This is a genomic window from Nocardioides sp. JCM 18999 (assembly GCF_055391175.1).
In genome coordinates this window covers 1,917,747-1,941,437 of sequence record NZ_AP043887.1, presented here as the reverse complement: position 1 = coordinate 1,941,437, position 23,691 = coordinate 1,917,747, and the positions used below count along the sequence as shown (strand labels likewise).

Genomic DNA, 23,691 nt, shown 5'->3' with positions numbered 1-23,691 from the left:
CGCATGACGCACTCCGAGGGCTTCGACGCGATCATCGTGGCCGGGGGATCCTCGACCCGGTTCGGCTCCGACAAGCTCGCGGTCGAGCTCGACGGCCGCACGCTGCTCGACCACGTCCGGGACGCGGTGGCCGGTGCGGCGACGATCTCGATCGTCGGACCTGAGGTCCAAGGCGGTCCGGTTCCGGCGATCGCCGCGGGGCTGAGCGCTGGCAGGTCGGCGCGGATCGTCGTCGTCGCGGGGGATCAGCCCTATCTGGCGGGCGCGATCGGCCCGCTGGTCGAGACGGTCCCCGACGGTGGGGTCGCGGTGCTCCTGCGCGACGGCCGGCGGCAGTACCTCACCGCCGCCTGGGACCGCATCGCCCTCGCAGCAGCGCTCCAGCGTCTGGGCGACCTCAGCGGTCAACCGGTGCGAGGGCTGCTGGCCGACGTACCAGTGATCGAGGTCGTCGACCTGGAGGGGTGGAGTCGCGATATCGACAGCCCCAGCGACCTGCCGAGCTGAGGTCGGAGGCGAGCGCGCGGGCCACGACCAGGTCCACCAGGTCCGCGTGCGCGCCGAGTACGTCGGCCACGACCGTGGCCCCGGCGTCGCGGGCCTGAGCGGTCGCCAGTCGGGAGAAGTGGCCGGGCGCGAGCAGGTACGGCACGACCGCGTCCCCGGGCCGGACGACGTCGGTGGGGCGGGCACCGAGACCGGCCAAGGTGGCCAGCCGCACGTCCGTGCCCCAGGCTTCCGCCAGCAGCAGGCACGCTCGGGTCAGGTCAGCGGTAGCGGTCGCATCACGGGAGCCGGCCGCGACCATCGTCACCGGCTGACCGGACGTCGCGCCGGCCTGGCGCAGACGAGCCACCATCGCCGACGCCAGCAGAGGATCGGGGCCGAGGGTGCCGCGCAGCCAGACCGGACCGCGGGCGCTCGCCACCGCCTCGGGCACGTCGACCCGCATGTGGAACCCGGCCGACAGCAGCAGCGGCACCACGACCGTCGGCTCGTCGGACACGATCCGCTCGCTGAACAGGGGAGCGCACAGCTCGACGTAGGAGACCTCGGCGGCCATCCCGAGCCGTGCACCGGCGGCCTCGGTGATCGCCGCCGCGACGGTGTTGTCGGCCCGGGACCGGGTGCCGTGGGCGACGGTGAGCAGGCGCATCAGAGCTCCACCGCCAACCGGTAGCCGCGCTTGACCACGGTCTGGATCGCCCGGGTGCCGAGCGCGGCCCGCAGCCGGGCCACCGCCATCTCGACGGCGTGCTCGGAGCCGGCGGTCCCGGACGGGAGCATCGCCAGCAGGGCCCGGCGGGAGACCACGTTGCCGGGGTTGGCGACCAGTGCGGAGAGCACGGCCGCAGGTGCGGGGGAGAGCTTGACCTCGACCCCGTCGAGGAGCACGTCGTCGCCGTGCAGCAGCAGCTGGTGGCCGCCGACCAGCTCGAGCGTCAGCCCGGCACGGCGCGAGGGCAGCTCGATCTCGAGCTGCTTCACCATCGCGGCCAGTCGACTGCGTTCGGGCACGAGCGTGGGCACGCCCCACATCTCGAACGCCGCGGCGGTGACGGGACCGACGCAGGAGGCGACCACGTCGGCCTGGAACGCCGAGACGATGTCGTCGCGTCGCCCGACCGAGCCGGCCGCGTTCATGAACGCTGCGACGGCCGGGGCCGAGGTGAACGTGACCGCGTCGATCTCCCCGTCGGCGACGGCCTCGACGAGACGGAACATCGGCTCGGGATCCTCAGCGGACTCCACCCGGTAGACGGTCACCGTCTCGACCGTGGCGCCCTGACGGCGCAAGGCGTGCGCGACCATCGACAGCGACTGGCCGTGCTCCTGCACCACGATCCGCTTGCCGGTCAGGTCCCGGCCGCGCAGGTGCTCGAGCACGTCGTCGAACTCCTCCGACTCCGGAGACCACAGCTCGCGCAGGCCCCGGGCGCGCAACGCTCCGACCGACTTCGGCCCGCGCGCCAGGATCTCCGCGGCCCTCAACCGCTCCAGCAGCGGATCGAGCAGCTCCCAGCTCTCCGCCGCGTTGAACCAGGCCTTGGAGCCGATCCCGGTCGTGGCCAGGAACAGGTCGATCGGCTCGGCGATGACCCGCTCGGTGGCCGCCCGCAGGTCGTCGGTGTCGACGTGGCTGGCATGCATGGCCAGAGCGGGCGCGGCGACGACGTGCGCACCACGCCGCTCAAGCAGGGCGATCTGCTCGTCGGCCTTGCGTGCCGCGGTCACGCCGATCCGGAATCCCGCGAGTGGTTGATCGCTCACGCGGTCTCCTGCACCGGCTCGCGGCGCGCGCCGATCGTGACCAGGCCGTCGCTCACGCTCACCTCGTACGTCGCCACCGCGATGCTCCCGTCCTCGAGGCAGGCCCCGGTGCGCAGGTCGAAGCGCTGCTTGTGCATCGGGGAGGCCACGAAGTCGATCCTCCCCCCGGGACGCTCCAATGTCCCGACCAGGCCGCGGGCGAGCACCGAGGCGTTCGAGAACGGATCGATGTTGTCCAGCGCGAAGAGCTCGTCGGTGAACGTCCGGAAGAGCGCGACGGCACGACCGGCGTGCAGCACGGGCACACCGCCCTCGGGATCGATGTCCTCGACCCGGCACGCCGGCGTCACCGGGGTGAGCGCGGTCATCGGGTCACCACCGGGATGGTGGCGAACACGGGGCTGATCTGCTCCCGGCTGGTCTCGAACGAGATCGACGGGTCGGGCAGGTCGGGTGCGTTCACGAAGGAGACGAAACGCTTCAGCTTCTCGGGGTCGTTCAACGTGGCGGCCCATTCGTCCTCGTAGCTGCCGATGTGCTCGGCCATGGCAGCCTCCAGCTGGGTGCCGAGTCCGAGGGCATCGTCGACCACGATCTCGCGCAACCGGTCCAACCCACCCTCCAGCGAGTCCAGCCAGGTGCTGGTCCGCTGCAGGCGATCGGCGGTGCGGACGTAGTACATCAGGAAACGGTCCAGGTAGCTCAACAACCGCTCCGTCGAGAGGTCTCCGACGAGCAGCTGGGCGTGGGCCGGGACCGCGCCGCCGTTGCCGCCGACGTACAGGTTCCAGCCCTTCTCGGTGGCGATCACTCCGAAGTCCTTGCCGCGGGCCTCGGCGCACTCGCGGGCGCACCCGGAGACGCCACCTTTGAGCTTGTGCGGCGAGCGCAGACCCCGGTAGCGCAGCTCCAGCGCGATCGCGAGGCCGACCGAGTCCTGGACGCCGTACCGGCACCAGGTCGAGCCGACGCAGGACTTCACCGTGCGCAGCGACTTGCCGTAGGCGTGCCCGGACTCGAATCCGGCCTCGACCAGGCGGTGCCAGATCGCCGGCAGCTGCTCCACCCGGGCCCCGAGCAGGTCGATCCGCTGGCCGCCGGTGATCTTGGTGTAGAGCCCGAAGTCGCGGGCCACCTCGCCGATCACGATCAGCTTGTCGGGGGTGATCTCGCCGCCCGGGATCCGCGGCACCACCGAGTAGGTGCCGTTCTTCTGGATGTTGCCCAGGAAGGCGTCGTTGGTGTCCTGCAACGTCCGACGGCCCTGGGCCAGCACGTGTCCGTTGAACCGGCTGGCCAGGATCGAGGCCACGGTCGGGCGGCAGATGTCGCAGCCGCGGCCGGTGCCGTGCGCGGCGACCAGGTCGTCGAAGGAGCGGTAGTCGTGCACGAGCACCAGGTCGAAGAGCTCGGCGCGGGTGTAGCCGAAGTGCTCGCAGAGGCTCTTGTCGACGGCGCGACCCGATGCGGCGAAGTAGTCCTCGACGATCTTCTTCACCTGGGTCTTGCACGACCCGCAGGTCGCTCCGGCCCGGGTCTGGTTCGTGACCTCGGTGGCTGACTCGGCGCCGGCGGCCGCGCACGCCTCGATCTCGCCCTTGGTGACGTTGTTGCACGAGCACACCTGCGCCTCGGCCGGCAGCGACACCCCGGCCCCGCCACCGGAGGACGCCGGCAGGATCAGCTCCTCGGGGTTCTCCGGCAGCGGCAGTCCACTGGCCACCATCGGGCGCAGCAGCCCGTAGGCACTGGCGTCGCCGACCAGGACACCGCCGAGGAGGCGCTTGCCGTCCTCGGAGATGACGAGCTTCTTGTAGACCCCGGCGACGTCGTCGGCGTAGACCACCTCGAGGCTGCCCTCGGTGGCACCGTGGGCGTCACCGAACGAGGCGACGTCGACGCCGAGCAGCTTGAGCTTTGTCGACATGTCGGCCCCGGTGAACGACGCCACCGACTCGGAGTCCGAGCCGGAGCGGACGAGGGTGTCGACGACGACCTCGGCCATCGCGTAGCCGGGCGCGACCAGGCCGTACATCCGTCCGCCGGGGGCGGCGCACTCGCCGATCGCCCAGATGTGGTCGTCGGAGGAGCGGCAGTGCTCGTCGACCAGCACGCCGCCGCGCTCGGCGACGTCGAGCCCGGCGGTGCGGGCCAGCCCGTCGCGCGGACGGATGCCGGCGGAGAAGACGACCAGGTCGACCTCGAGGGCGTTGCGGTCCTTGAGTGCCAGCCCGGTGACGCCCGACCTGGTCGAGCCGAGCACCGCCTCGGTCATCGCGCCGGTGTGGATGGTCAGGCCGAGCGACGTGACGTGCCGGTTGAGGGCGCGGCCGCCGGCGTCGTCGACCTGGACGGCCATCAGTCGCGGGGCGAGCTCGACGACGTGCGTCTCCAGGCCCAGCTGGTGCAGCGCGTTGGCCGCCTCCAGGCCGAGCAGCCCGCCGCCGATCACCGCACCGCGCTTGCCCTTCCTGGCGGCGGCCCGGATGGCGTCGAGGTCGTCGATCGTGCGGTAGACGAAGGAGCGTGGCAGGTCGTGGCCCGGCACCGGCGGCACGAAGGGGGCCGCGCCGGTGGCCAGGACCAGCTCGTCGTACGGGTGCTCGGTGCCGTCCGACAGCGTCACGATCCGGTGCCGCGGGCTGACCGCGACCACCTCGGCGCCCAGGTGCAGTCGCACCGCCGGGTCGGCGTACCTGCCCGACGGGAGGAAGGAGAGCGCGTTCTCCCCGACCTCGAAGTACGACGTCAGCGCGACGCGGTCGTAGGCGGGCCGGGTCTCCTCGCCGAAGACGAGGAGGTCGTAGTCGGCGGTGAGTCCGCGTTCGATGGCCGCCTCGATGAAGCGGTGGGCGACCATGCCGTGTCCGGCGACGACGATCGTCTTGCGGGGCTTCTGCGTCGAGGAGGTGGGCTGGGTGCTCATCAGGCGGTTCCCTTCACGAGTTCTTGCTGGGGCTGGAGGAGCTGGGTGACGAGGGAGGTGCAGCCGCCGCACCCGGTGGTGGCGCGGGTGCTCTCGCGGACCTGCTCGATCGAGGCGCACGCGCGGATCCGGCCGGCGCTGACACCGGCGCAGGCACACACCTGGGCGTCGTCGGGCAGCTCGGGGGTGACGGCGGTGGCGGGGCGGGACTCGGGCAGCAGCAACGCTTCGGGCTCGCGGGGTCCGAGCACGGTGCCGTGCTCGAAGGCCTTGCCGATGATCCCGAGCCGGCCGAGGTCGCCGACCAGCGTGCCGGCCACGATCCGGTGGTCGCGGACGACGAGCTTGCGGTGGGTGCCGCGCAGCTGGTTGGTCATCTGCACGGTGCTCGTCCCGGGGGTGCCGTCCTCGTGCTCCGGGTCGCCGAGGATCGCGACCTGGACGTCGGTGGCGCGCAGCCGGGCGACGGTCCGGACTCCGGCATAACGTGCTTCCTCGCCGGCGAGTCGGGCAGCGAGGACGTCGGCCTGCTCCCACGCGGGCGGCACCAGGCCGGCCAGGGGGAGCGGTCCGCGATCGGCGGGCTCGGCGCAGTCGCCGATCGCGAAGATCGCAGGGTCGGACGTGCGGAGCGAGGCGTCGACGAGGACGCCGCGGCGGGTGTCGAGGTCGGCGCGACGGGCCAGGTTGGCGGCGGGACGGCCCCCGGCGCACAGGATGACCAGGTCGGCGTTGAGCACGAATCCGTGGTCGAGCTGGAGGCCGGCCGCCGACCCGTCGGTCGCCTCGGTGAGTCGGGTCGCGCGCGTTCCGGTGTAGATCGCGGTGCCGAGCTTGGTCAGCGACCGGGCCAGCACCGCTCCGGCGGCGGCGTCGACGTGCCGGGGGAGCAGGTGGTCCCCGCCCTCGATCACCTCGGTGCTCAGCCCGCGCAGCGACAGCGCCCGCGCGACCTGGATGCCCAGCAGCCCGCCGCCGACCACGACCGCCCGCTGCGCCGAGGGGACGGCGGCCAGGAGCCGCTCGCAGTCGGCGACGCTGCGGAACGCGTGCACGGCGGGGTGCAGCTGGCCGTCCCGTTGCACCAGTCCCCGGATCGGCGGCAGCGAGGGCCGGGACCCGGTGGCGAGCACCAGGGTCCCGTACGCCAGCTCGCTGCGGTCGTCGAGCTCGACGACGTGGGCGTCGCGGTGGAGGTCGACCACCCGGTGGCCCAGGCGCAGGTCGATCCCGTGCTCGGCGTACCACCCGGCGGGGCGCAGGGCGAGCGCCGCGGGGCGGTGGGTGCCTTCGAGGACGGCGCTGAGCAGGATCCGGTTGTACGGGCCGACGGCCTCGTCGCCGAGCAGGGTCACCGGGGTGCGGCCGGGGACGCCCCGCTCGACCAGGCCCTCGACCAGGCGGAGCGCGGCCATGCCCGCTCCGACGATCACGATCCGCGTGCTCGCGGCCCCTTCGGTCATGAGCCCATGCTGGTCGACCGCGGTAACGCTCTCGGCCCGTCGGGATCAGCGCCGTGTCAACGTCTTCTCACAACCTCACAGCCGCAGCGCAGACCTTGAACTCCGGCATCCGGCTCGAGGGGTCGAGTACGTCGAGGGTGAGCCGGTTGGCGCCGACCCAGTGGAACGGGACGAACACGGTGTCGGGGCGGATGGTGTCGACGACCCGGGCCGGTGCGCTCATCTCACCACGCCGGGTGGTGATGGTGATCGCGTCGCCCTCATGGGTGCCGAGACGCTGCGCCAGGCTCGGGTGCAGCTCGACGAACGCGCCGCCGTCGGGCAGGTCCCGGATCCGGCGGGTCTGCGCTCCGGATTGGTACTGCGAGAGCACTCGACCGGTGGTGAGGTGGATCGGGTAGTCGTCGTCGACCGGTTCGGCGTGACCGCCGAAACTGACCGGCAGGAACCGGGCACGGCCGTCGGGGTGACCGAAGGAGTCGGTGAAGATCCGCGGTGTCGACATGGACTCGTCCGAGGCCGGCCAGAAGACGCCGTCCTCGGCGCGGATCCGGTCGTAGCTGATCCCCGAGTAGTCGGCGCGGCCGCCACGGCTGGCGGCCCGCAGCTCGGTGAAGACCTCTTCGGGCTCGGTGGACCAGACGCCGGGAGCGGAGAGTCGGGCGGCGAGGCCGGCCAGGACGTCCAGGTCGGAGCGGACGCCGGTCGGCGGGGTGACCGCCTGCTCCCGCAGGATCACCCGGCCCTCGAGGTTGGTCATCGTCCCGGACTCCTCGGCCCACTGGGTGACCGGCAGCACGACGTCGGCCAGAGCGGCGGTCTCGCTCATCACGAAGTCGCAGACCACCAGCAGGTCCAGGGCCTTGAGGTGCTCGGTGACCCGGGTCGCGTTCGGGGTGGAGACCACCGGGTTGGAGCCGAAGATCAGCAGCCCCTTCGGGCCGGACTCGGTGCCGAGCGCGGTGAGCAGCTCGTAGGCGCTCAGCCCGGCACCGGGAAGCGTCTCGGGCGAGACCCCCCACACCGAGGCGACGTGCGCACGGGCGGCGGGGTCGGTGATCGAGCGGTAGCCCGGCAGCTGGTCGGCTTTCTGGCCGTGCTCACGACCGCCCTGGCCGTTGCCCTGCCCGGTGAGGCAGCCGTAGCCGGCGTACGGACGACCCGGCAGGCCGAGCGCGAGCGCCAGGTTGATCCAGGCCAGCACGGTCGCGGTGCCGTCGGCGTGCTGCTCGGCGCCGCGGGCGGTGAGGATGACGACCTTCTTCGAGCTGGTCAGCAGCGCGGCCAGGCGACCGAGGGTGCCGGGTTCGACGCCGGTGAGGGTCTCGACCCGTTCGGGCCACCAGCCGGCCAGCCCGGCCAGCACGTCCTCGAACCCGGTGGTGCGGTGGGCGATGTACTCCTCGTCGACCGCGCCCATGCCGTCGATCAGGTGCAGCAGTCCCAGCGCCAGGGGAAGGTCGGTGCCGGGCACGGGCTGCACGAACAGGTCGGCACGGTCGGCCGTGGGGGTCCGGCGGGGGTCGATCACGACCAGGGAGCCGCCGTTGGCTCGGAGCCGGTCGAGGTGACGCGCCGCCGGGGGCATGGTCTCGGCGAGGTTGGAGCCGACCAGCACCACCACGTCGGCGGCCTCGATGTCGGCCAACGGGAACGGCAGCCCCCGGTCGAGTCCGAACGCCTGGTTGGAGGCGCTCGCGGCCGAGCTCATGCACCAACGGCCGTTGTAGTCGATGTTCGCGGTGCCCAGTGCGATCCGGGCGAACTTGCCCAGCTGGTAGGCCTTCTCGTTGGTCAGGCCCCCGCCGCCGAAGACGGCGTTGGCATCGGCGCCGTGCGCCTCGCGGATCGCGACCAGGGAGGCGGCGATCCGGTCGAGCGCCTCGTCCCACTCCGCCGGACGGAGCTCCCCGGAGGCGCGGTCACGCAGCAACGGCGTGGTCAGCCGTTCCCGGTGGCCGCGCAGGCCCGTCGACGTCCAGCCCTTGCGGCACAGCGCCCCGTCGTTGACCGGGAAGCCGCGCTCGGCCACCTCCAGGCGGCGACCCCCGGGCCCGGAGGCCACGAGCGTCATGCCGCACTGGAGGCTGCAGTAGGGGCAGTGGGTGAGGGTCACGCGTTCTCCAGCACGCGCTCGGGCGTCGGGCGGGCCGCGCCGGCGCGCTTGCGGACGTAGACCACCGTGGTGAGCACGGCGCAGAAGGCGTAGTAGGCGGTGAAGACCCAGAAGGCGGCCTTCGTCGCTGCCAGCGGGGTGTCGACCCACGGGCTGTTGAACGCGATCGGGATGAGGAAGCCACCCAGGGCGCCGATCGCGCCGATCACGCCGAGCGCCGCGCTGGACTGCGCGGTCGTCGAGTACAGGCCGGGGATCATCTTGTACGTCGACCCGTTGCCGATCCCGGTGGAGGCGAAGACCAGGATGAAGAAGCCGAGGAACAGCGGGAACCAGGACTGGTTGTCGGCCGCGATCGCCGGGTCGGCGGTGGGGTTCGGGGTGAGCTGGCTCAGCGTCCAGACGATGCCGAGGGTGCAGACGACCATCGAGCAGAACGCCGCCAGGGTGATGATCGCGCCGCTGAACCGGTCGGCCAGCCAGCCACCGAGCGGGCGGGTCAGCGAGCCGACCAGGGCACCGAGGAAGGCGAAGTACCCGAAGTAGATGCCGGTGCCGAGCGGTGCCGGCTCGGGCACCCAGAAGTTGAGCTTGATCAGCAACGGCATCGCGGCGGCGTACCCCATGAAGGAGCCGAAGGTGCCGATGTAGAGCAGGCTCATCAGCCAGGTGTGCTTCTGCTTCACGATCGAGAGCTGCTCGCGCGGCTGGGAACAGGCCACCTCGAGGTTGTCCATGAAGAGGTACGACGTCACCGCAGCGACGACGGCCAGGGTGGCGTAGACGTAGGCGGCGTACTGCAGGTGGATGCCGCTCTCGCGCGCGCTGATCAGGCCGAACATGCCGGCACCGCCGACGATGATCGGCAGAGTGAACTGGACCGCGGCGACACCGATGTTGCCGCCGGCGGCGTTGAGGCCGAGCGCGAGGCCCTTCTTGGACTGGGGGTAGAAGAAGTTGATGTTCGTCATCGACGAGGCGAAGTTGCCGCCACCGAGACCGGCGAAGGCCGCGATCAGGCAGAACGCCCAGTACGGCGTCTCCGGGTGGGTGACGGCGATCGCGTAGCCGGCGGTCGGGACGAGCAGGGCGAGGCCGGAGAAGACGGTCCAGTTCCGGCCGCCGAAGCGGGGCACCGCGAACGTGTAGGGCAGCCGCAGCAGCGCTCCGGTCAGCGACGGGATCGCGACCAGGAAGAAGAGCTGCTGGGGGGTGAAGGCGAAGCCGGCGGCGACGAGGAACGCCGAGCTGACGCTCCACATCATCCAGACCGAGAAGCCGAGGTGCTCGGAGAAGATCGACCAGATCAGGTTGCGTCGGGCGATCCGGGATCCGGACGTGGTCCAGAACGTGGGGTCTTCGGGGTTCCAATCGCTGATCCAGCGTGACGACATGCGAGCCTCCAGGTGAGTGGTGGCTCCAGCCTGCTGGCGCAGGATTTCATGCCGAGCGCCGTCAGCGGTGCGGCACGGTCAACTTCTCCTCACAACCTCACAGTCGATCTCACGGTCGACCGCACGGTCGGCGTCAGGCGCAGTCGAGATCGGCGTCGAGCGAGCTGGTCAGGTCGTTGAGGTCGGAGTTGAGCGCACCCAGCGAGCTCTGCAGGTCGGCCAGAGAGTCGGGGGACTTCACGGCCTCCCAGCTGCTCTTCACCGCGTCGATCTCCGGGGTCAGCTTGTCCTTCTCGTCGGCCGCCAGCGCGCGGATCGCGTCGGCGAGGGCGTCGACGGCGGTGCCGACGGCCGGCAGCGCGTCCTTCGCCGCCCCGAAGTTCGCCGAGCCCAGCTCGTCCTTGACCGCGTCCAGGGAGTCGGCGACGTCCTTGCGGGCGTCGCAGGCCGTGTCGATCGCCGACTCGCTGTCGTCGCTGCCGCACGCGGTGAGCGTGCCGAGCGAGAGGGCGAGGGCGAAAGCGGCGGTGGCGGTGCGGGCGAGTGCGATCATGACCGTGACCTTAGTCCCGGGTCGGGACGATCTCGACCCCCAACGGCGTCAGCGAGATCGGGATCATCTTGAAGTTCGCGATCCCGAACGGGATCCCGATGATCGTGATGCACAGCGCGATCCCGCTGACGAGGTGGGCGATCGCGAGCCAGATGCCCGCGAGGACGATCCAGAAGACGTTCCCGATCCCGGACCAGACCCCGGCCGAGGCCTTGCGCTCGATGGTGCTACCGAACGGCCACAGCGCGTACCGCGCGATCCGGAACGACGCCACCCCGAAGGGGATCCCGACGATCGTGATGCAGAACAGGACCCCGGCCAGCGCGTAGCCGAGGAAGAGCCAGACGCCGGACAGGACGAGCCAGATCACGTTCAGCACGAAGCGCAGCACGCGGCCGACCCTACCGAGCCGGGTCCAAAGTCTCGCGTCATCGGGCCCACAAGACCTTGAAAGACGGCCTTCGTGGCCGATGGAGGGCTGATGAGATGGGGGATGCGCTTGCGGGCGACCTGGGTGACGACCGTCGTCGCGATGCTGGCCCTGGTCGCCTTGGCGGCGACGACGTTCGGATCCCTCCGCACGATCGAGCGGTCGATCCAACGGGTCGCCCTGGTCCGTGCCCAGGCTTCGTTGCTGGCCGACGCCCGCCTGGGCGTTGCCGAGGAGGCCTTCGCCGAGGCCGGGTATCGCCGGTCTCCCGGCACCGCGAGTTGGGAGCGACTGACGGCTGCGAACCGGGCCGTGACCCCCCGACTGGCAGCCGCCTCGGAAGGCGCCAACCGCGCCGAGGCGCGGGCCCTTTCCACCGTCCGGAAGCTGAATGATCGGTACGTCGCCCAGATCCGTCGCGACAGGGCGGAGCCCGGACGCCCCCACGACGACGTGGTGGCCGGTCCAGCGCTGGACGAGATGCGTGCGTTGCTGACCGCGGCGATCGACGCACGACGCGCCGAGCTCACCCAGGCGGTGACCGAACAGGCGACGGTCATCCGACGGCTGTACCTCACTCTCGGCGGGGTCTTCCTGCTCGCCACCGGTGCGCTGAGCTGGGCGCTGGGCAACGCCCGGCGGCGGGAAGGTCGCTTGCGTCGTGACGCAGCTCGCCACCGGGAGGCCGCCCACACTGACGACCTGACCGGCCTTCCGAACCGGAGCGCCTTGATCGCAGCGATGCGCAGGAACCTCGTGAGTGGCGGCGAGGCGGCGCTCCTCTTCCTCGACCTCGATGGGTTCAAGCCGGTGAACGACACCTGGGGGCACGCAGCTGGTGACGCGGTGCTCGTCGAGGTCGGGTGCCGGCTCCAAGCCTGTGTGGAGGGTCCCGACCTGGTCGCTCGCCTCGGCGGAGACGAGTTCGCGATCCTGCTGGTCACCGGGATCTCGCCGGACGAGGTCGCGGTCCGCGTGCTGACCGCCTTCGACGATCCCTTCGTCCTCGAGGACGCGCTCAAACGGGTCGGGGTGTCGATCGGGATCGGGGAGACCCGGGAGGTCGGACACGACCCTGACACCCTGCTTCGTGCCGCGGACCGAGCGGTGTACCGGGCCAAGCACGCCGGTGGTGGGCGTGTCGCCCGCCCCACGCCTGTCTGAGCTCGCCGGGTCAGCGTGGGGCCGCGAGCGCCTCGCCGATCGTCTCGTAGGTCGACGGGAGAGCGTCGGCGGTCTCGGCGCGGCGAATCACGTCGCGGAACTGACCCACGCTCTTGGCGACGGCGAGCTCGATGCCGTCGCGGGCGAGGTCCTCCTTGAGCAGCGCCAGCATCCGTGCCCCCGAGACGTCGATGCTCGGCATCGTCTCGGCGTCCAGTACCACGATCCGGGTCGCATCGGTGACGTGGGCACGGACCTCGTCGCGGACGTGGTCGGCGTTGGCGAAGTAGAGGCCGGACTCGACCCGCAGGACGAGTGCGTCCTCAGGCAGCACCGCCTCCGGGTGCCGCATCACGTCGACCCAGACCTGTTCGTCTGTCTGTGCCAGCAGGCCGAGGGTGGCGATGTTGGGACGCGAGGAGCGGTAGAGCAGCGCGATGAGGGAGAGCGTGATGCCGATGAAGAGGCCGGGCAGGGTGTCGAAGATGAGCACCCCGAGCAGTGCGCCGGTCGCGGCGATGAAGTCGGCACGGGCGGCACCCGAGTAGATCCGCCCCAGCGAGCTGGTCCAGACGCTGTAGAGCCGGCGCAGCGCACCGAAGTCGACCAGCTCGATCACAGCAGCGATCACGACCGCGGCCAGCACGGCCTCCGGCAGGTTCTCGAAGAGCCCGGTCAGGAAGAGCAGGGTCAGCACGACGAGGACCGAGACGGTGATCGTGGAGAACTGGGACTTCGCGCCGGCGCCGCCGTTGACCGCGGTCTTGGACAGCGAGCCGTTGACCACCATGCCGCTGGTCAGACCGGCTCCGATGTTGGCCGCACCGAGGCCGACGAGCTCGGCATTGGTGTCGATGTCGTAGCCCTCCTTGGCGGCGTACGACTTGGCGGCGCCGAGCCCTTCGGCCAGCGCGATCAGGAGCAACCCGATGCAGGGCCCGACCAGGTCGAGGTAGTCGTTCAGCGACAGGTCCGGCACGGCGACGCTCGGCAGGCCCGAGGGGATGGTGCCGACGATGTCGATGCCGTGCTGGTCCAGGTCGAGGAGGGAGACCGCGAGGATGCCCAGGAGTACCACGATCAGTGAGGCCGGGAGCTTCGGCGCGAACTCCTTGAGCAGCAGGATCGCGATCAGGGCGAGACCGCCGACCAGCGCCGTCAGGGCGTGGATGTCGCCGAGCTCGCCGAGGATGCCCCACAGCTTCTCGAAGAAGCTCCCGCCGGGCTTGTCCACCCCGATCAGCGCCGGCACCTGGCCGATGATGATGGTCAGCGCGAGGCCGATGATGAAGCCCTTGAGCACCGGCTCGGAGATGAACGAGGACAGGAAGCCGAGCTTGCAGAAGCCGGCGATCAGGCCGAGCACGCCAGTCACGATCGCGACCGCTGCGGTGGTGGTGACGAAGTCGGTGCTGCCGGGCTTGGCGACGTCGGCGACCACGGCCGCCGAGAGCGCGGCGGTCCCCGACATCGAGGCCACGACGAGCTGCTTCGACGACCCGAAGATCGCGTACAGCACGAGCGACGGTACGGCGGCGTACAACCCGACCACGGGGGAGACCCCCGCGATGGTGGCGTAGGCCAGCGACTCCGGCACCAGCACGGCCCACACGGTGAGGCCGGCGACGAGGTCGCCGCGCAGGTAGGAGGGTTTGAATCCGCGGAACGAGCTCAGCACGGTCGGCACAAGCGCCACCTTAAGGGACCTCAGCGCACGTTGGAGGCTGCGAACTTCCGGAACCACGCGGAGCGTTCGCAGACGTCACGGACCTCGGGTCGCATCCCCGTGAGGACGAGGCGAGAGCCGTCCTGGGCCAGGGAGGTCTCAAGCGCCTCGAACAGATCGATCAGGGGGACGGTCACCCTGGTGACCCGCGAGGTGTCGAGCACGACCTCGTGCTTGCCCTCGGCGGCGGCCTCGATCGCATCCTGGGTGGCGCGGGCGTTGCCGGTGTAGATGCTGCCGACGAACCGCAGGGCCAGCACGCCTTCGGTCGGTCGGGCGTCGAGGTCGGACTCGACCCGGCTGGTGTTGAGCTGCCGGATGACAAGGAAGAAGGTGAGGATGATCCCGACCGCCACGGCCACGAGCAGTCCCGCGGTCAGACCGATCGCCGCGGTGATCAGCGCGACCCAGAGCTCGGCCCGGTCGATGGTGGCGAAGCGGCGGAACTCTCGCAGGTCGATCAGGCCCAGGACGGCGACCATCACCATCGCCGCGAGGATGCAGCTCGGCAGGTCGTCGAGGAGAGGTGCGAGCAGCAGTGCGACCAGCACGGCCAGACCGGCGGTGACGAGCTGGGCCGCCTGGGTCTTCGCGCCGGCGCGCTGGTTGACCGCGCTCTGCGAAAAGCCACCGGCAGGCGGCAGGGTCTGGGTGAACCCGCCGGCCAGCGAGGCAACGCCTGCGGCGAGCAGCTCCTGGTTGCTGTCGATCGGTGGTTCGCTCCGGAGCCGCTGGGCTCGGGCCACGACCACGGTCTCGAGGAAGGCCATGAACGCGATCGCGAGAGCGCCGGGCAGCAGGGAACCGAGGTCGGCCAGCACCGGCAGCGAGATCGAAGGCAGACCGGTCGGCACGGTGTCGATCAGCGCCAGACCGTGCTCCTCGATGTCGGTGAAGGCGACCAGCAGGATCCCGCCGGCGACCACGACCAGCGGTCCCGGCACTGCGGGTGCGACCTTGCGCAGACCGTAGAGCACGACAAGGGCAGCCCCGGAGACCGCGACGGTGACCCAGTTTCCCTCGTCGGCATGCAGGAGAGCGTCCTTGACGCGACTGAAGAAGCCGTCGGCGTCGGGGTCGGCGACGAAGCCGATCAGGGCGGGGAGCTGGCTGGCGGCGACCGTCAGGCCGACCCCGACCTTGATCCCCGTCATGGTCGCAGGGGAGATGTTCTCGACCACACCCCCGATCCGGAAGAGCCGCATCACCAGCAGGCAGAGGCCGACGAGGAAGGTGAGGGTGAAGACGTCCTTCAGCAGGTCGTCGGGTGATCCGGGTCGGGTGGCGATCGTCGAGGCGACCAGAACGGCGATGGTGGAGGTGGTCGAGACGCTCAGCGTGCGCGATCCTCCGAGGAGCGCGTAGACGACCATCGGCACCATGCAGGTGTAGAGCCCGATCTCGACCGGCACCCCCGCGATCGTGGCGTAGGCCATCGCCTGCGGGATGACGACCGTCCCGGCGGCGAGCCCGCCGAGCAGGTCGCCGCGAAGCCATCTCCCTTGGTATCCCTGCAACGATGGTGCGAGCCAGGATCCCTTGACCAGTACGGGCACGGGGGCCAGTGTGGCACGGGCAGAGCAAGCGATTTCGGAATAGACCATGAGGGATAGGAAGAGGGAGCAGCATGGCCAAGAAGTTCAACGGTGTGGTCAATCTCGACGTCCGGGACTCCGTCCCGGACTGGACTCCGTTCCGTGAGCCGCCGGCTCCGGAGGGCGCGCCGAACGTCCTCTTCGTCCTGTACGACGACACCGGCCTCGCCGCCTGGTCGCCGTACGGCGGCCGGATCAACATGCCGACGATGGACCGCTTGGCCGAGAACGGCCTCACCTACACGCAGTGGCACACCACCGCGCTCTGCTCGCCGACGCGCTCCTGCCTGCTGACCGGACGCAACCACCACGAGAACGGCTTCGCCCAGATCGCCGAGGGTGCTCAGGGGTTCCCGGGCCACACCGGCCACATCCCGATGGAGAACGCCACCATCGGTGAGGTGCTGCGTGAGAACGGCTACAACACCTTCTGGGTCGGCAAGAACCACAACATCCCGCTCGACGAGTGGGCCGTCGGCGCCTCCAAGCGGAACTGGCCGTTGGCCCGCGGGTTCGACCGCTTCTACGGCTTCATCGGCGGGGAGACCAACAACTGGTACCCCCTGCTCGCCGAGGACAACCATTACGTCGACCAGCCGTCCTACCCCGAGGACGGCTACCACCTGTCGAAGGACCTGGCCGACAAGGCGATCTCGTTCATCGCCGACTCCAAGACCTCGATGCCGAACAAGCCCTGGTACCTCTGGTTCTGCCCCGGCGCCAACCACGCGCCGCACCACGCTCCCGAGGAGTACATCGCCAAGTACAAGGGCCAGTTCGACGACGGCTACGAGGCCTACCGCGAATGGGTGCTGCCCCGGATGATCGAGCGCGGCATCCTGCCCGAGGGGACCGCTCTGACCGAGATCAACCCGTTGCCCGGTGAGGCGGCGACCCCGCTCGACCACGTTCGACCTTGGGAGACGCTGAGCGACGACGAGAAGCAGTTGTTCGCCCGGATGGCGGAGACCTACGCCGGGTTCAGCGAGTACACCGACGCCCAGGTCGGTCGGATCATCGACTACTTGGAGGAGACCGGCCAGCTCGACAACACGATCGTGCTCTACGCCGCCGACAACGGTGCGTCGGGCGAAGGCACGCCGGACGGCTCGGTCAACGAGAACAAGTTCTTCAACGGCTACCCGGACGAGATCGAGCAGAACCTGGCCCAGCTCGACGAGCTGGGCTCTCCTGCGACGTACAACCACTACCCGACCGGCTGGGCGACCGCGTTCTCGACGCCGTTCAAGATGTTCAAGCGCTACACCTACCAGGGTGGCGTCGCCGACCCGCTGGTGATCTCGTGGCCGAAGGGGATCGAGGCCCGCGGCGAGGTCAGGACCCAGTACCACCACGCCGTCGACGTCGTCCCAACGCTGCTTGAGCTGATCGGGATCGAGATGCCCGAGCAGGTGCAGGGCTACGCCCAGTCGCCGTTGCCCGGAGTGTCGATGGCCTACTCGTTCGAGGCCGACGGTCCGACGACGAAGAAGATCCAGTACTACGAGATGTTCGGCACCCGTGCGCTCTGGCACGACGGCTGGCACATCGTCGCCCAACGCGCCCCGCAGCAGGGCGCGACGGCTGCCGACTTCGTCAACGAGACCTGGGAGCTCTACCACTCCGAGGAGGACCGGGCCGAGGCGCACGACCTGGCCGCCGCGTACCCGGAGAAGGTCCAGGAGCTGGCGAACCTCTGGTACGTCGAGGCGGGCAAGTACAACGTGCTGCCGCTGGACAACCGCTCCCTTGCTGACCTGATCAAGGAGATGCCGGTCGCCGACATCCCCGAGGGCGGGATCTACCGCTACTACCCCGACACCTCGCCGCTGCCGGAGTTCAACGCGGCCGAGATCCGCGGGCGCTCGTTCAAGATCCTCGCCCAGGTCGAGATCACCGATCCCGACGCCGAGGGTGTGATCCTCGCCAACGGTGCCCGGTTCGGCGGGCACAGCCTGTTCCTCAAGGAGCGCAAGCTCTGGTACGTCAACAACTTCCTCGGCATCCCGCCCGAGCAGGTGCTGGTCTCACCCGACGAGGTCGGGGTCGGCTCCCACGTGCTGGGCATGGAGTTCGCCAAGGAGAGCCACGGCGAACACGGCGAGGCGGTCGGCACGACCACGCTGTACGTCGACGACGCGGCCGTCGCCAAGGCGGCGTGGAGGACCCAGCCGGGGCACTTCGCGCTCTGCGGGGAGGGCCTGACCATCGGTCGCGACGGGGCGGACCCGGTGAGCCAGGAGTACGCGGCGCCGTACGCCTTCACCGGGGGCCGGATCCGGGTGGTCGAGATGAACATCGGGGACGACCACTACCTCGACCGCGAGCGGGACTTCCACGCCGCCATGTCGCGCGACTGATGGCCTCCGCTGCCCGCGGATACCTGGGACTCGTCGGGCTCGGCGTCGCCCTCGGGATCCCGGCGGCCCTGACCGCGGCGGTCTTCCTCGCCGTCGTGCACTGGACCGAGGACTGGCTCTGGCACGACCTGCCGGACCAGCTCGGGTACGACTCGGTGCCGTGGTTCCTGGTGCTGGGGCTACCGACCGTCGGTGCGGCCATCGTCTGGGCTGCCCGCCGTCTCCTCCCCGGGGACGGCGGGCACTCGCCCGTGGGTGGACTGTCGATGCAGCCCACCCCGATCCGGTACGTGCCCTCGATCGTGCTCGCCGCGCTGGGGAGCCTTCCGTTCGGTGCGGTGCTCGGCCCGGAGGCTCCGGTGATCGCCCTGGGGTCGGCGGTCGGGATGGTCTTCGCCCGGCGGCCCGGCCTGACCCCGCAGGCCCAAGGGGTGCTGGCCTCAGCGGGTTCGTTCTCCGCAGTCTCGGCGCTCTTCGGGGGTCCGCTCGTGGGTGGGCTGCTGCTGCTCGAGGGCGGGCTCGCGGCGGGTGCCGGTCTGCTGACCGTGCTCGTGCCGGGGCTCGTTGCCGCCGCCACCGGCTACCTGCTCTTCGTCGGGCTGGGGGACTGGGGCGGGATCAACGCCGCCGGACTCGCCGTGCCTGACCTGCCGGCCTACGACGGCACCCGACTCGTCGACGTGGGTCTGGCGATCGTGATCGGCGTGCTCGCCGGTTGGCTCCTGACCTTCACGCACCGGGGCGCGGAACGGCTCGAGAACGAGATCAAGCGCCGGGGCCAGATGCTGCTCCCGCTCCTCGTCGGTGGCGTGGTGGTCGGACTGCTGGCGCTGGTCGCACGGGCGGCGGGCGGCGGGTACGACGAGGTGCTCTACTCCGGACAGGCCTCGGTCGGCGTTGTCGTCGGGCAGTCGGCCGGCGTGATCCTGGTGGTCCTGGTGGCCAAGGTGATCGGCTACGTGATCTGCCTGGGCGCCGGCTTCCGGGGCGGTCCGGTCTTTCCCGCGGTCTTCCTCGGTGTCGGTCTGGCAGCCATCTCCGTGGCGGTCTTCGACCGCTCGCCGACGTGGGCGATCGCCGTCGGCGCCGCCGCAGGAATGGCGGCCGGCACGGGCCTGCTGTTCAGCGCGATGCTCTTCGCCATGCTGCTCGCGGGCAGCGCCGGCGCGGACGCCCTGCCGGCGGCCGTCTTCGCCGCCGTCGCTGCCTGGCTGGTTCGCGGCTGGCTCCGCGGCGGAATCGCCGGGCTCTCACCTCAGCCGTCCGCCCCCGCACCACCTCTAGGCTCGACCACGTGAACGAGGTCATCGGTCAACTCCTGCCCACCGCGCTGGGCGTCGCGATCTCACCGGTCCCGATCATCGCCGTCATCCTGATGCTGATGGCGCCCCAGGCGAAGGCCTCCAGCGTGGCCTTCATGGTCGGCTGGCTTGTCGGGATCGCAGCCGTCGTCACGATCCTGGCGCTGGTCGTCGACCCGTCCACCGGTGACGACGGCTCACCCGCCTGGGTCGCCTGGGTCAAGATCGTCCTCGGTGTCCTGCTCCTGCTGTTCGCGCTCCGACAGTGGCGCGGGCGGCCTGCTCCCGGGGTGGAGCCCCCGATGCCGGGCTGGATGTCGGCGATCGACAAGTTCACGCCCGCCAAGGCGTTCGGTTTCGGGGCGCTGCTCTCGGCGGCCAACCCGAAGAACCTCGCCCTGTGCGCTGCTGCGGGTGTGGCGATCGGCAGCGGCGGCCTGACCGGTGGCGAGACCACGATCGCGATCGCGCTCTTCGTGCTGATCGGGGGCTCGAGCATCGCCGTCCCGGTGCTCGGTTACCTCCTCGCGGCCGACGCGATGCGGCACCCGCTCGAGGAGCTGCGGGCCTGGTTGGCGCACAACAACGCCACCGTGATGGCGATCCTGCTGCTCGTCCTCGGAACGGTCGTCCTGGGCCAGGGCATCGGTGCGCTCTGAGATGGGCGACATGATCCACATTCCGGGTGGGCGATCCCGGATGGGCAGCGAGCGGTTCTACCCCGAGGAAGCACCCGTCCGGGAGGTGGAGGTCGCTGGCGTCTGGTTCGACCAGCACCCGGTGACGAACGAGCAGTTCGCCGAGTTCGTCTACGCGACCGGCCACCTCACCGTCGCCGAGATCGCGCCGACCGCCGACGACTTCCCCGATGCCGACCCTGAGCTGCTGGTCGCGGGATCCCAGGTCTTCACCCAGCCACCCGGTCCCGTGCCGCTCCACGACTGGACCCGATGGTGGCGCTGGCAACCGGGAGCGGACTGGCGCCACCCGCAAGGACCCGACAGCTCGATCGATGACCTCCAGGACCACCCCGTCGTCCACGTCGGGTGGGAGGACGCGATCGCCTACGCCCGCTGGGCGGGCAAGGACCTGGCCTCCGAGGCCGAGTGGGAGCACGCCGCCCGTGGAGGGCTGGTCGGCCACGAGTTCGCATGGGGCGATGAGCTGCATCCGGCGGGGCAGCTGCTGGCCAACACCTGGATCGGCCGCTTCCCGTTTGAGTCGGTCGCGCCCGACGGGTTCCAGCGGACCTCACCGGTCGGCTCGTACGCCGCCAACGGGTACGGGCTGCACGACATGATCGGCAACGTCTGGGAGTGGACCTCGACCCCCTGGACCGACTCGCACCGGGAGGTTCCTGCCGCGCCGTGCTGCGGCGGATCGCTCCGGATCGAGGAGTCGAGCCGGATGGTGAGCAAGGGCGGATCGCACCTGTGCTCGCCGTACTACTGCCAGCGCTACCGGCCGGCTGCACGGCAGGGACACGGCGTCCGCGACACCACGTCCCACCTCGGATTCCGGTGCGTCAGGCGGGACGCCTGACGCACCGGAGAGCTGAGGGGTTCAGTCCTCGGTGTTGAGCTGGACGCAGAGCGCCCAGATCACGGCGACGTCGAAGGCGATGATGATGATCGCCCACAGCGGCTGGTAGGGCAGCCAGAGGAACTGCGAGATCGCCGACAGGATCGCCAGCGCGATACCCGCGACCCGCGCCCAGGTCTGGCCCAGCAGCAGGCAGACACCGATCAGGACCGCGAGCGCACCGAGGATCAGGTGGATCCAGCCCCAGGTGGTGAGGTCGAACTTGTAGACGTAGTCGTCGGTGACCGCGAAGACGTCGTCCTTGGCGATGGCCGAGATCCCGGCCAGCGCCTGGAAGACGCCCAGGGTCCCGAGCAAGGCCCCGGCGACGGTGGTGAATCCGTAGGTGACGGCGGTCCGGGTGGGGTTGGTCTGTGATGCGCTCATCAGTGTTTCCTTCCAGTGCGAGAAGAAATAGCGCTCCCACTGTGCTCCGATTCCGGCGTCAATGGGGCCACCGACACGAACTATTCGCGCGAGAGGATCGCCGCCGCCTCGAGCTCGAGATCGAGGTACTGCTCCCCGCTCACATCGATGGCCACTCCGAGCAGCTGCCCGCCCGAGAACGGGAACGGGTTCGTGTACTGCCTGCTCACCGTGTCGGCGCTGTCATAACCCACGCACAGCCCGTCTCCGCAGAGGGTGAACTTGCCGATCTGGGCGCGCATCGGGCCCTCCGCGACGACGGTGTCGTCGACGTAGAGCCGCGTCGTTCCGACCGACTCTTTGTACTGGCCGGCACCCTCGCGGATGAACTCCATGCCGAGGGTGTGCGGTCCGGGCGTGAGTGGCTCGGAGACGAACGTCTGCTCGGGTGGGATGCCGAGGAAGTTGTAGACGTAGTGGAGCTTGTTCTCCTTGATGAAGAGCGCGTGACCGCCGAAGCGTGAACCGTGCGCGAAGAGCACGCCCTCGGCACCCTCGTCGAGGATGGCGTCGGCGATGATCTTGTAGGAGCGTCCGCGCACACTGACCGCCACGCCCTCGGGGACCGCGGCGGTGCCGGGGTAGTAGACGTACCGTTCCCGCTTGGGCTCGGCCTGCGGACGTTCGATGTTGACCAGCTCCACCGGGGTGCGGTCGTCGAGTGGATAGACGAAGTTGGCCTTGGCCTCCTGCTCGAACGCCTCGATCAGCTCCTGCAGTTTCTCCGGCATCTCGGCGGCGAGGTCCTTCGACTCCGCGCGGTCCTCAGCGACGTGGTAGAGCTCCCAGGCGTCGGCGTCGAAGTGGCCCTTGCCGCTGATCGGGGCGTGGATGGCCGCGGCCTTCCAGCCGTCCTTCCAGATGCCGCGGGTGCCGAGCATGGCGTAGTACTGGACCTGCTTCTCGGTCGGTCCGTCGGGTGCGGCGTCGAAGCTGTACTTCATCGAGACGCCGCTGAGCGGGAACTGGTCGACTCCCCGGTAGGAGGCGGGCATCTCGAGGCCGGTGACGTCGAGGATCGTGGCGACGATGTCGGTGGAGTGGTGGTATTGGTGCCGGATCTCGCCCTTGGAGTCGATCCCCTTCGGCCAGTGGATGACCATCGGGTCGCAGGTGCCGCCGGAGAACTGCGAGTAGCGCTTGAACATCTGGAACGGCGTGGAGAAGGCGGCCGCCCAGCCGGTGGGGTAGTGGTTGTAGGTGTCAGCGCTGCCCAGCTTGACGATCATCGCGAGGTTCTCCTCGAGATCATCGGGGTAGTTGTTGAAGAACTTGTTCTCGTTGACCGATCCGTTGGGGGATCCCTCGCCGGAGGCACCGTTGTCGGCGCAGTAGAAGATCAGCGTGTTCTCCAGCTGCCCGGTCTCCTCCAAGTAGTCGACGATCCGTCCGACCTGGGCGTCGGTGTACTCCGAGAAACCGGCGTAGACCTCGGCGAACCGGGAGAAGAGACGCTTCTCGTCGTCGTTGAGGTCGTCCCATCGGCGGACCTCGTCGGTGTCGAGGGCGACCTCGTCGGGCAGCGGGTTGAGCGGGGTCAGCGCGGTGTCGGCGGGCAGGATGCCCTTCTCGACCATCCGGGCCAGCACCCACTCCCGGTACGCCTCGTAGCCGTCGTCGAAGGCGCCCTTGTACTTGGCGATGTACTCCTCGGGCGCGTGGTGCGGTGCGTGGTTGGCGCCGGGGCAGAACCAGAGATACCAGGGCTTGGACGGGTTGGACGCCTGCTGGTTGCGCAGCATGTGCAGCGCTTGGTCCGCGAGGTCCTTGGACAGGTGGTAGCCCTCCTCGGGGGAGTAGGGCTGCTCGATGTAGTGGTTGTCCTCGACCAGGTCGGGGTACCAGTTGTTGGTCTCGCCGCCGAGGAAGCCGTAGAACCGGTCGAAGCCGAGCTGGAGCGGCCACATCGAGCGGTTCCCGCCCGGGGCGTTGTCCTCCTCGGGGACGTTGTGGTCCTTGCCGACCCAGAAGGTCGAGTAGCCGTTGTCCTGGAGGACGTGACTCACGGTCGCGCATTCCTGCGGGATCCGGCCGGCGGCGCCGGGGAAACCGTCGGTGGTCTCCATGATCGAGGCACACCGGTTGACGTGGTGGTTGCGGCCGGTGAGGAACGTCGAGCGGGTCGGGGAGCAGAGCGCCGTGGTGTGCCACTGGGTGTAGGTCAGACCGTTGGCAGCGAGCCGGTCCATCGTCGGCATGTTGATCCGGCCGCCGTACGGCGACCAGGCGGCCATGCCCGTGTCGTCGTAGAGCACCACGAGGACGTTCGGTGCGCCATCCGGGGCCTTCTTCAACGTGTACGGGCCCCAGTCAGGGGTGGAGTCCCGCACGTCGAGCTTGATCTCGCCTTGGAAATCCTCGTTCATCACTTGCTCCCGTCAATCG

The 23,691-nt window shown here is 70.0% G+C and carries 19 protein-coding genes; 6 read left to right on the top strand and 13 right to left on the bottom strand.

Features of this window, described 5'->3' with window-relative positions:
• Positions 1–3 precede the first annotated feature (3 nt).
• Positions 4–507 (top strand): molybdenum cofactor guanylyltransferase, encoded by a 504-nt coding sequence (gene mobA, locus ACZ5J1_RS09405; RefSeq protein WP_464564659.1) that lies wholly within the window; start codon positions 4–6, stop codon positions 505–507.
• Here mobA and ACZ5J1_RS09400 read toward each other — a convergent pair.
• The 9 genes from ACZ5J1_RS09400 to ACZ5J1_RS09360 all read right to left on the bottom strand — a co-directional run bounded on the left by ACZ5J1_RS09400 (position 398) and on the right by ACZ5J1_RS09360 (position 11,114).
• A complete protein-coding gene (locus ACZ5J1_RS09400; protein ID WP_464564657.1) occupies positions 398–1,156 on the bottom strand; it encodes a sirohydrochlorin chelatase in 759 nt (252 codons plus the stop codon). The two genes, mobA and ACZ5J1_RS09400, sit on opposite strands and share 110 nt — an antisense overlap.
• Complete coding sequence (locus ACZ5J1_RS09395; RefSeq protein WP_464564655.1) at positions 1,156–2,271, bottom strand: uroporphyrinogen-III synthase; 1,116 nt, start codon at positions 2,269–2,271, stop codon at positions 1,156–1,158. The genes ACZ5J1_RS09400 and ACZ5J1_RS09395 overlap by 1 nt, the downstream gene beginning before the upstream one ends.
• Positions 2,268–2,639 (bottom strand): nitrite reductase small subunit NirD, encoded by a 372-nt coding sequence (gene nirD / locus ACZ5J1_RS09390; protein WP_464564653.1) that lies wholly within the window; start codon positions 2,637–2,639, stop codon positions 2,268–2,270. Before nirD ends, ACZ5J1_RS09395 begins: the two co-directional genes overlap by 4 nt.
• Positions 2,636–5,197, bottom strand: a complete 2,562-nt coding sequence (nirB, locus tag ACZ5J1_RS09385; protein WP_464564651.1) for a nitrite reductase large subunit NirB — start codon at positions 5,195–5,197, stop codon at positions 2,636–2,638. Before nirB ends, nirD begins: the two co-directional genes overlap by 4 nt.
• Complete coding sequence (locus ACZ5J1_RS09380) at positions 5,197–6,660, bottom strand: FAD-dependent oxidoreductase (RefSeq protein WP_464564649.1); 1,464 nt, start codon at positions 6,658–6,660, stop codon at positions 5,197–5,199. The genes nirB and ACZ5J1_RS09380 overlap by 1 nt, the downstream gene beginning before the upstream one ends.
• Before the next feature lie 67 nt (positions 6,661–6,727).
• On the bottom strand, positions 6,728–8,776 hold the full coding sequence (locus ACZ5J1_RS09375) for a molybdopterin oxidoreductase family protein (RefSeq protein ID WP_464564647.1): 2,049 nt from the start codon (positions 8,774–8,776) through the stop codon (positions 6,728–6,730).
• Entirely contained in the window at positions 8,773–10,170 is a 1,398-nt protein-coding gene (locus tag ACZ5J1_RS09370; protein ID WP_464564645.1) for an MFS transporter, read from the bottom strand. The genes ACZ5J1_RS09375 and ACZ5J1_RS09370 overlap by 4 nt, the downstream gene beginning before the upstream one ends.
• Before the next feature lie 133 nt (positions 10,171–10,303).
• Positions 10,304–10,723, bottom strand: a complete 420-nt coding sequence (locus ACZ5J1_RS09365; protein ID WP_464564643.1) for a hypothetical protein — start codon at positions 10,721–10,723, stop codon at positions 10,304–10,306.
• Between the two features lie 10 nt (positions 10,724–10,733).
• Positions 10,734–11,114 (bottom strand): YccF domain-containing protein, encoded by a 381-nt coding sequence (locus tag ACZ5J1_RS09360; RefSeq protein WP_464564641.1) that lies wholly within the window; start codon positions 11,112–11,114, stop codon positions 10,734–10,736.
• A gap of 90 nt (positions 11,115–11,204) precedes the next feature.
• Here ACZ5J1_RS09360 and ACZ5J1_RS09355 point away from each other — a divergent pair, with 90 nt between their 5' ends.
• Positions 11,205–12,317, top strand: a complete 1,113-nt coding sequence (locus ACZ5J1_RS09355; RefSeq protein WP_464564639.1) for a diguanylate cyclase domain-containing protein — start codon at positions 11,205–11,207, stop codon at positions 12,315–12,317.
• Positions 12,318–12,327: 10 nt separating this feature from the next.
• Here the strand turns inward: ACZ5J1_RS09355 and ACZ5J1_RS09350 are convergent, their stop codons facing one another.
• On the bottom strand, positions 12,328–14,013 hold the full coding sequence (locus ACZ5J1_RS09350; protein WP_464564637.1) for a SulP family inorganic anion transporter: 1,686 nt from the start codon (positions 14,011–14,013) through the stop codon (positions 12,328–12,330).
• A gap of 11 nt (positions 14,014–14,024) precedes the next feature.
• A complete protein-coding gene (locus tag ACZ5J1_RS09345) occupies positions 14,025–15,599 on the bottom strand; it encodes a SulP family inorganic anion transporter (RefSeq protein WP_464564635.1) in 1,575 nt (524 codons plus the stop codon).
• Between the two features lie 71 nt (positions 15,600–15,670).
• Here ACZ5J1_RS09345 and ACZ5J1_RS09340 point away from each other — a divergent pair, with 71 nt between their 5' ends.
• The 4 genes from ACZ5J1_RS09340 to ACZ5J1_RS09325 are packed head-to-tail and all read left to right on the top strand — an operon-like array spanning position 15,671 to position 20,841.
• Positions 15,671–17,998, top strand: a complete 2,328-nt coding sequence (locus ACZ5J1_RS09340; protein ID WP_464564633.1) for an arylsulfatase — start codon at positions 15,671–15,673, stop codon at positions 17,996–17,998.
• Positions 17,998–19,296 (top strand): chloride channel protein, encoded by a 1,299-nt coding sequence (locus ACZ5J1_RS09335; protein ID WP_464564631.1) that lies wholly within the window; start codon positions 17,998–18,000, stop codon positions 19,294–19,296. The genes ACZ5J1_RS09340 and ACZ5J1_RS09335 overlap by 1 nt, the downstream gene beginning before the upstream one ends.
• Positions 19,293–19,958 carry a GAP family protein gene (locus ACZ5J1_RS09330; protein ID WP_464564629.1) on the top strand — a complete coding sequence of 222 codons (666 nt, stop codon included), beginning with the start codon at positions 19,293–19,295 and terminating at the stop codon, positions 19,956–19,958. The genes ACZ5J1_RS09335 and ACZ5J1_RS09330 overlap by 4 nt, the downstream gene beginning before the upstream one ends.
• 10 nt (positions 19,959–19,968) lie before the next feature.
• Positions 19,969–20,841, top strand: coding sequence for a formylglycine-generating enzyme family protein (locus ACZ5J1_RS09325; protein ID WP_464564627.1), 873 nt, complete (start codon positions 19,969–19,971; stop codon positions 20,839–20,841).
• Positions 20,842–20,862: 21 nt separating this feature from the next.
• Here ACZ5J1_RS09325 and ACZ5J1_RS09320 read toward each other — a convergent pair whose 3' ends face one another.
• On the bottom strand, positions 20,863–21,267 hold the full coding sequence (locus ACZ5J1_RS09320) for a DUF7144 family membrane protein (protein ID WP_464564625.1): 405 nt from the start codon (positions 21,265–21,267) through the stop codon (positions 20,863–20,865).
• A gap of 80 nt (positions 21,268–21,347) precedes the next feature.
• Positions 21,348–23,672, bottom strand: a complete 2,325-nt coding sequence (locus ACZ5J1_RS09315; protein WP_464564623.1) for an arylsulfatase — start codon at positions 23,670–23,672, stop codon at positions 21,348–21,350.
• Positions 23,673–23,691: the final 19 nt, after the last annotated feature.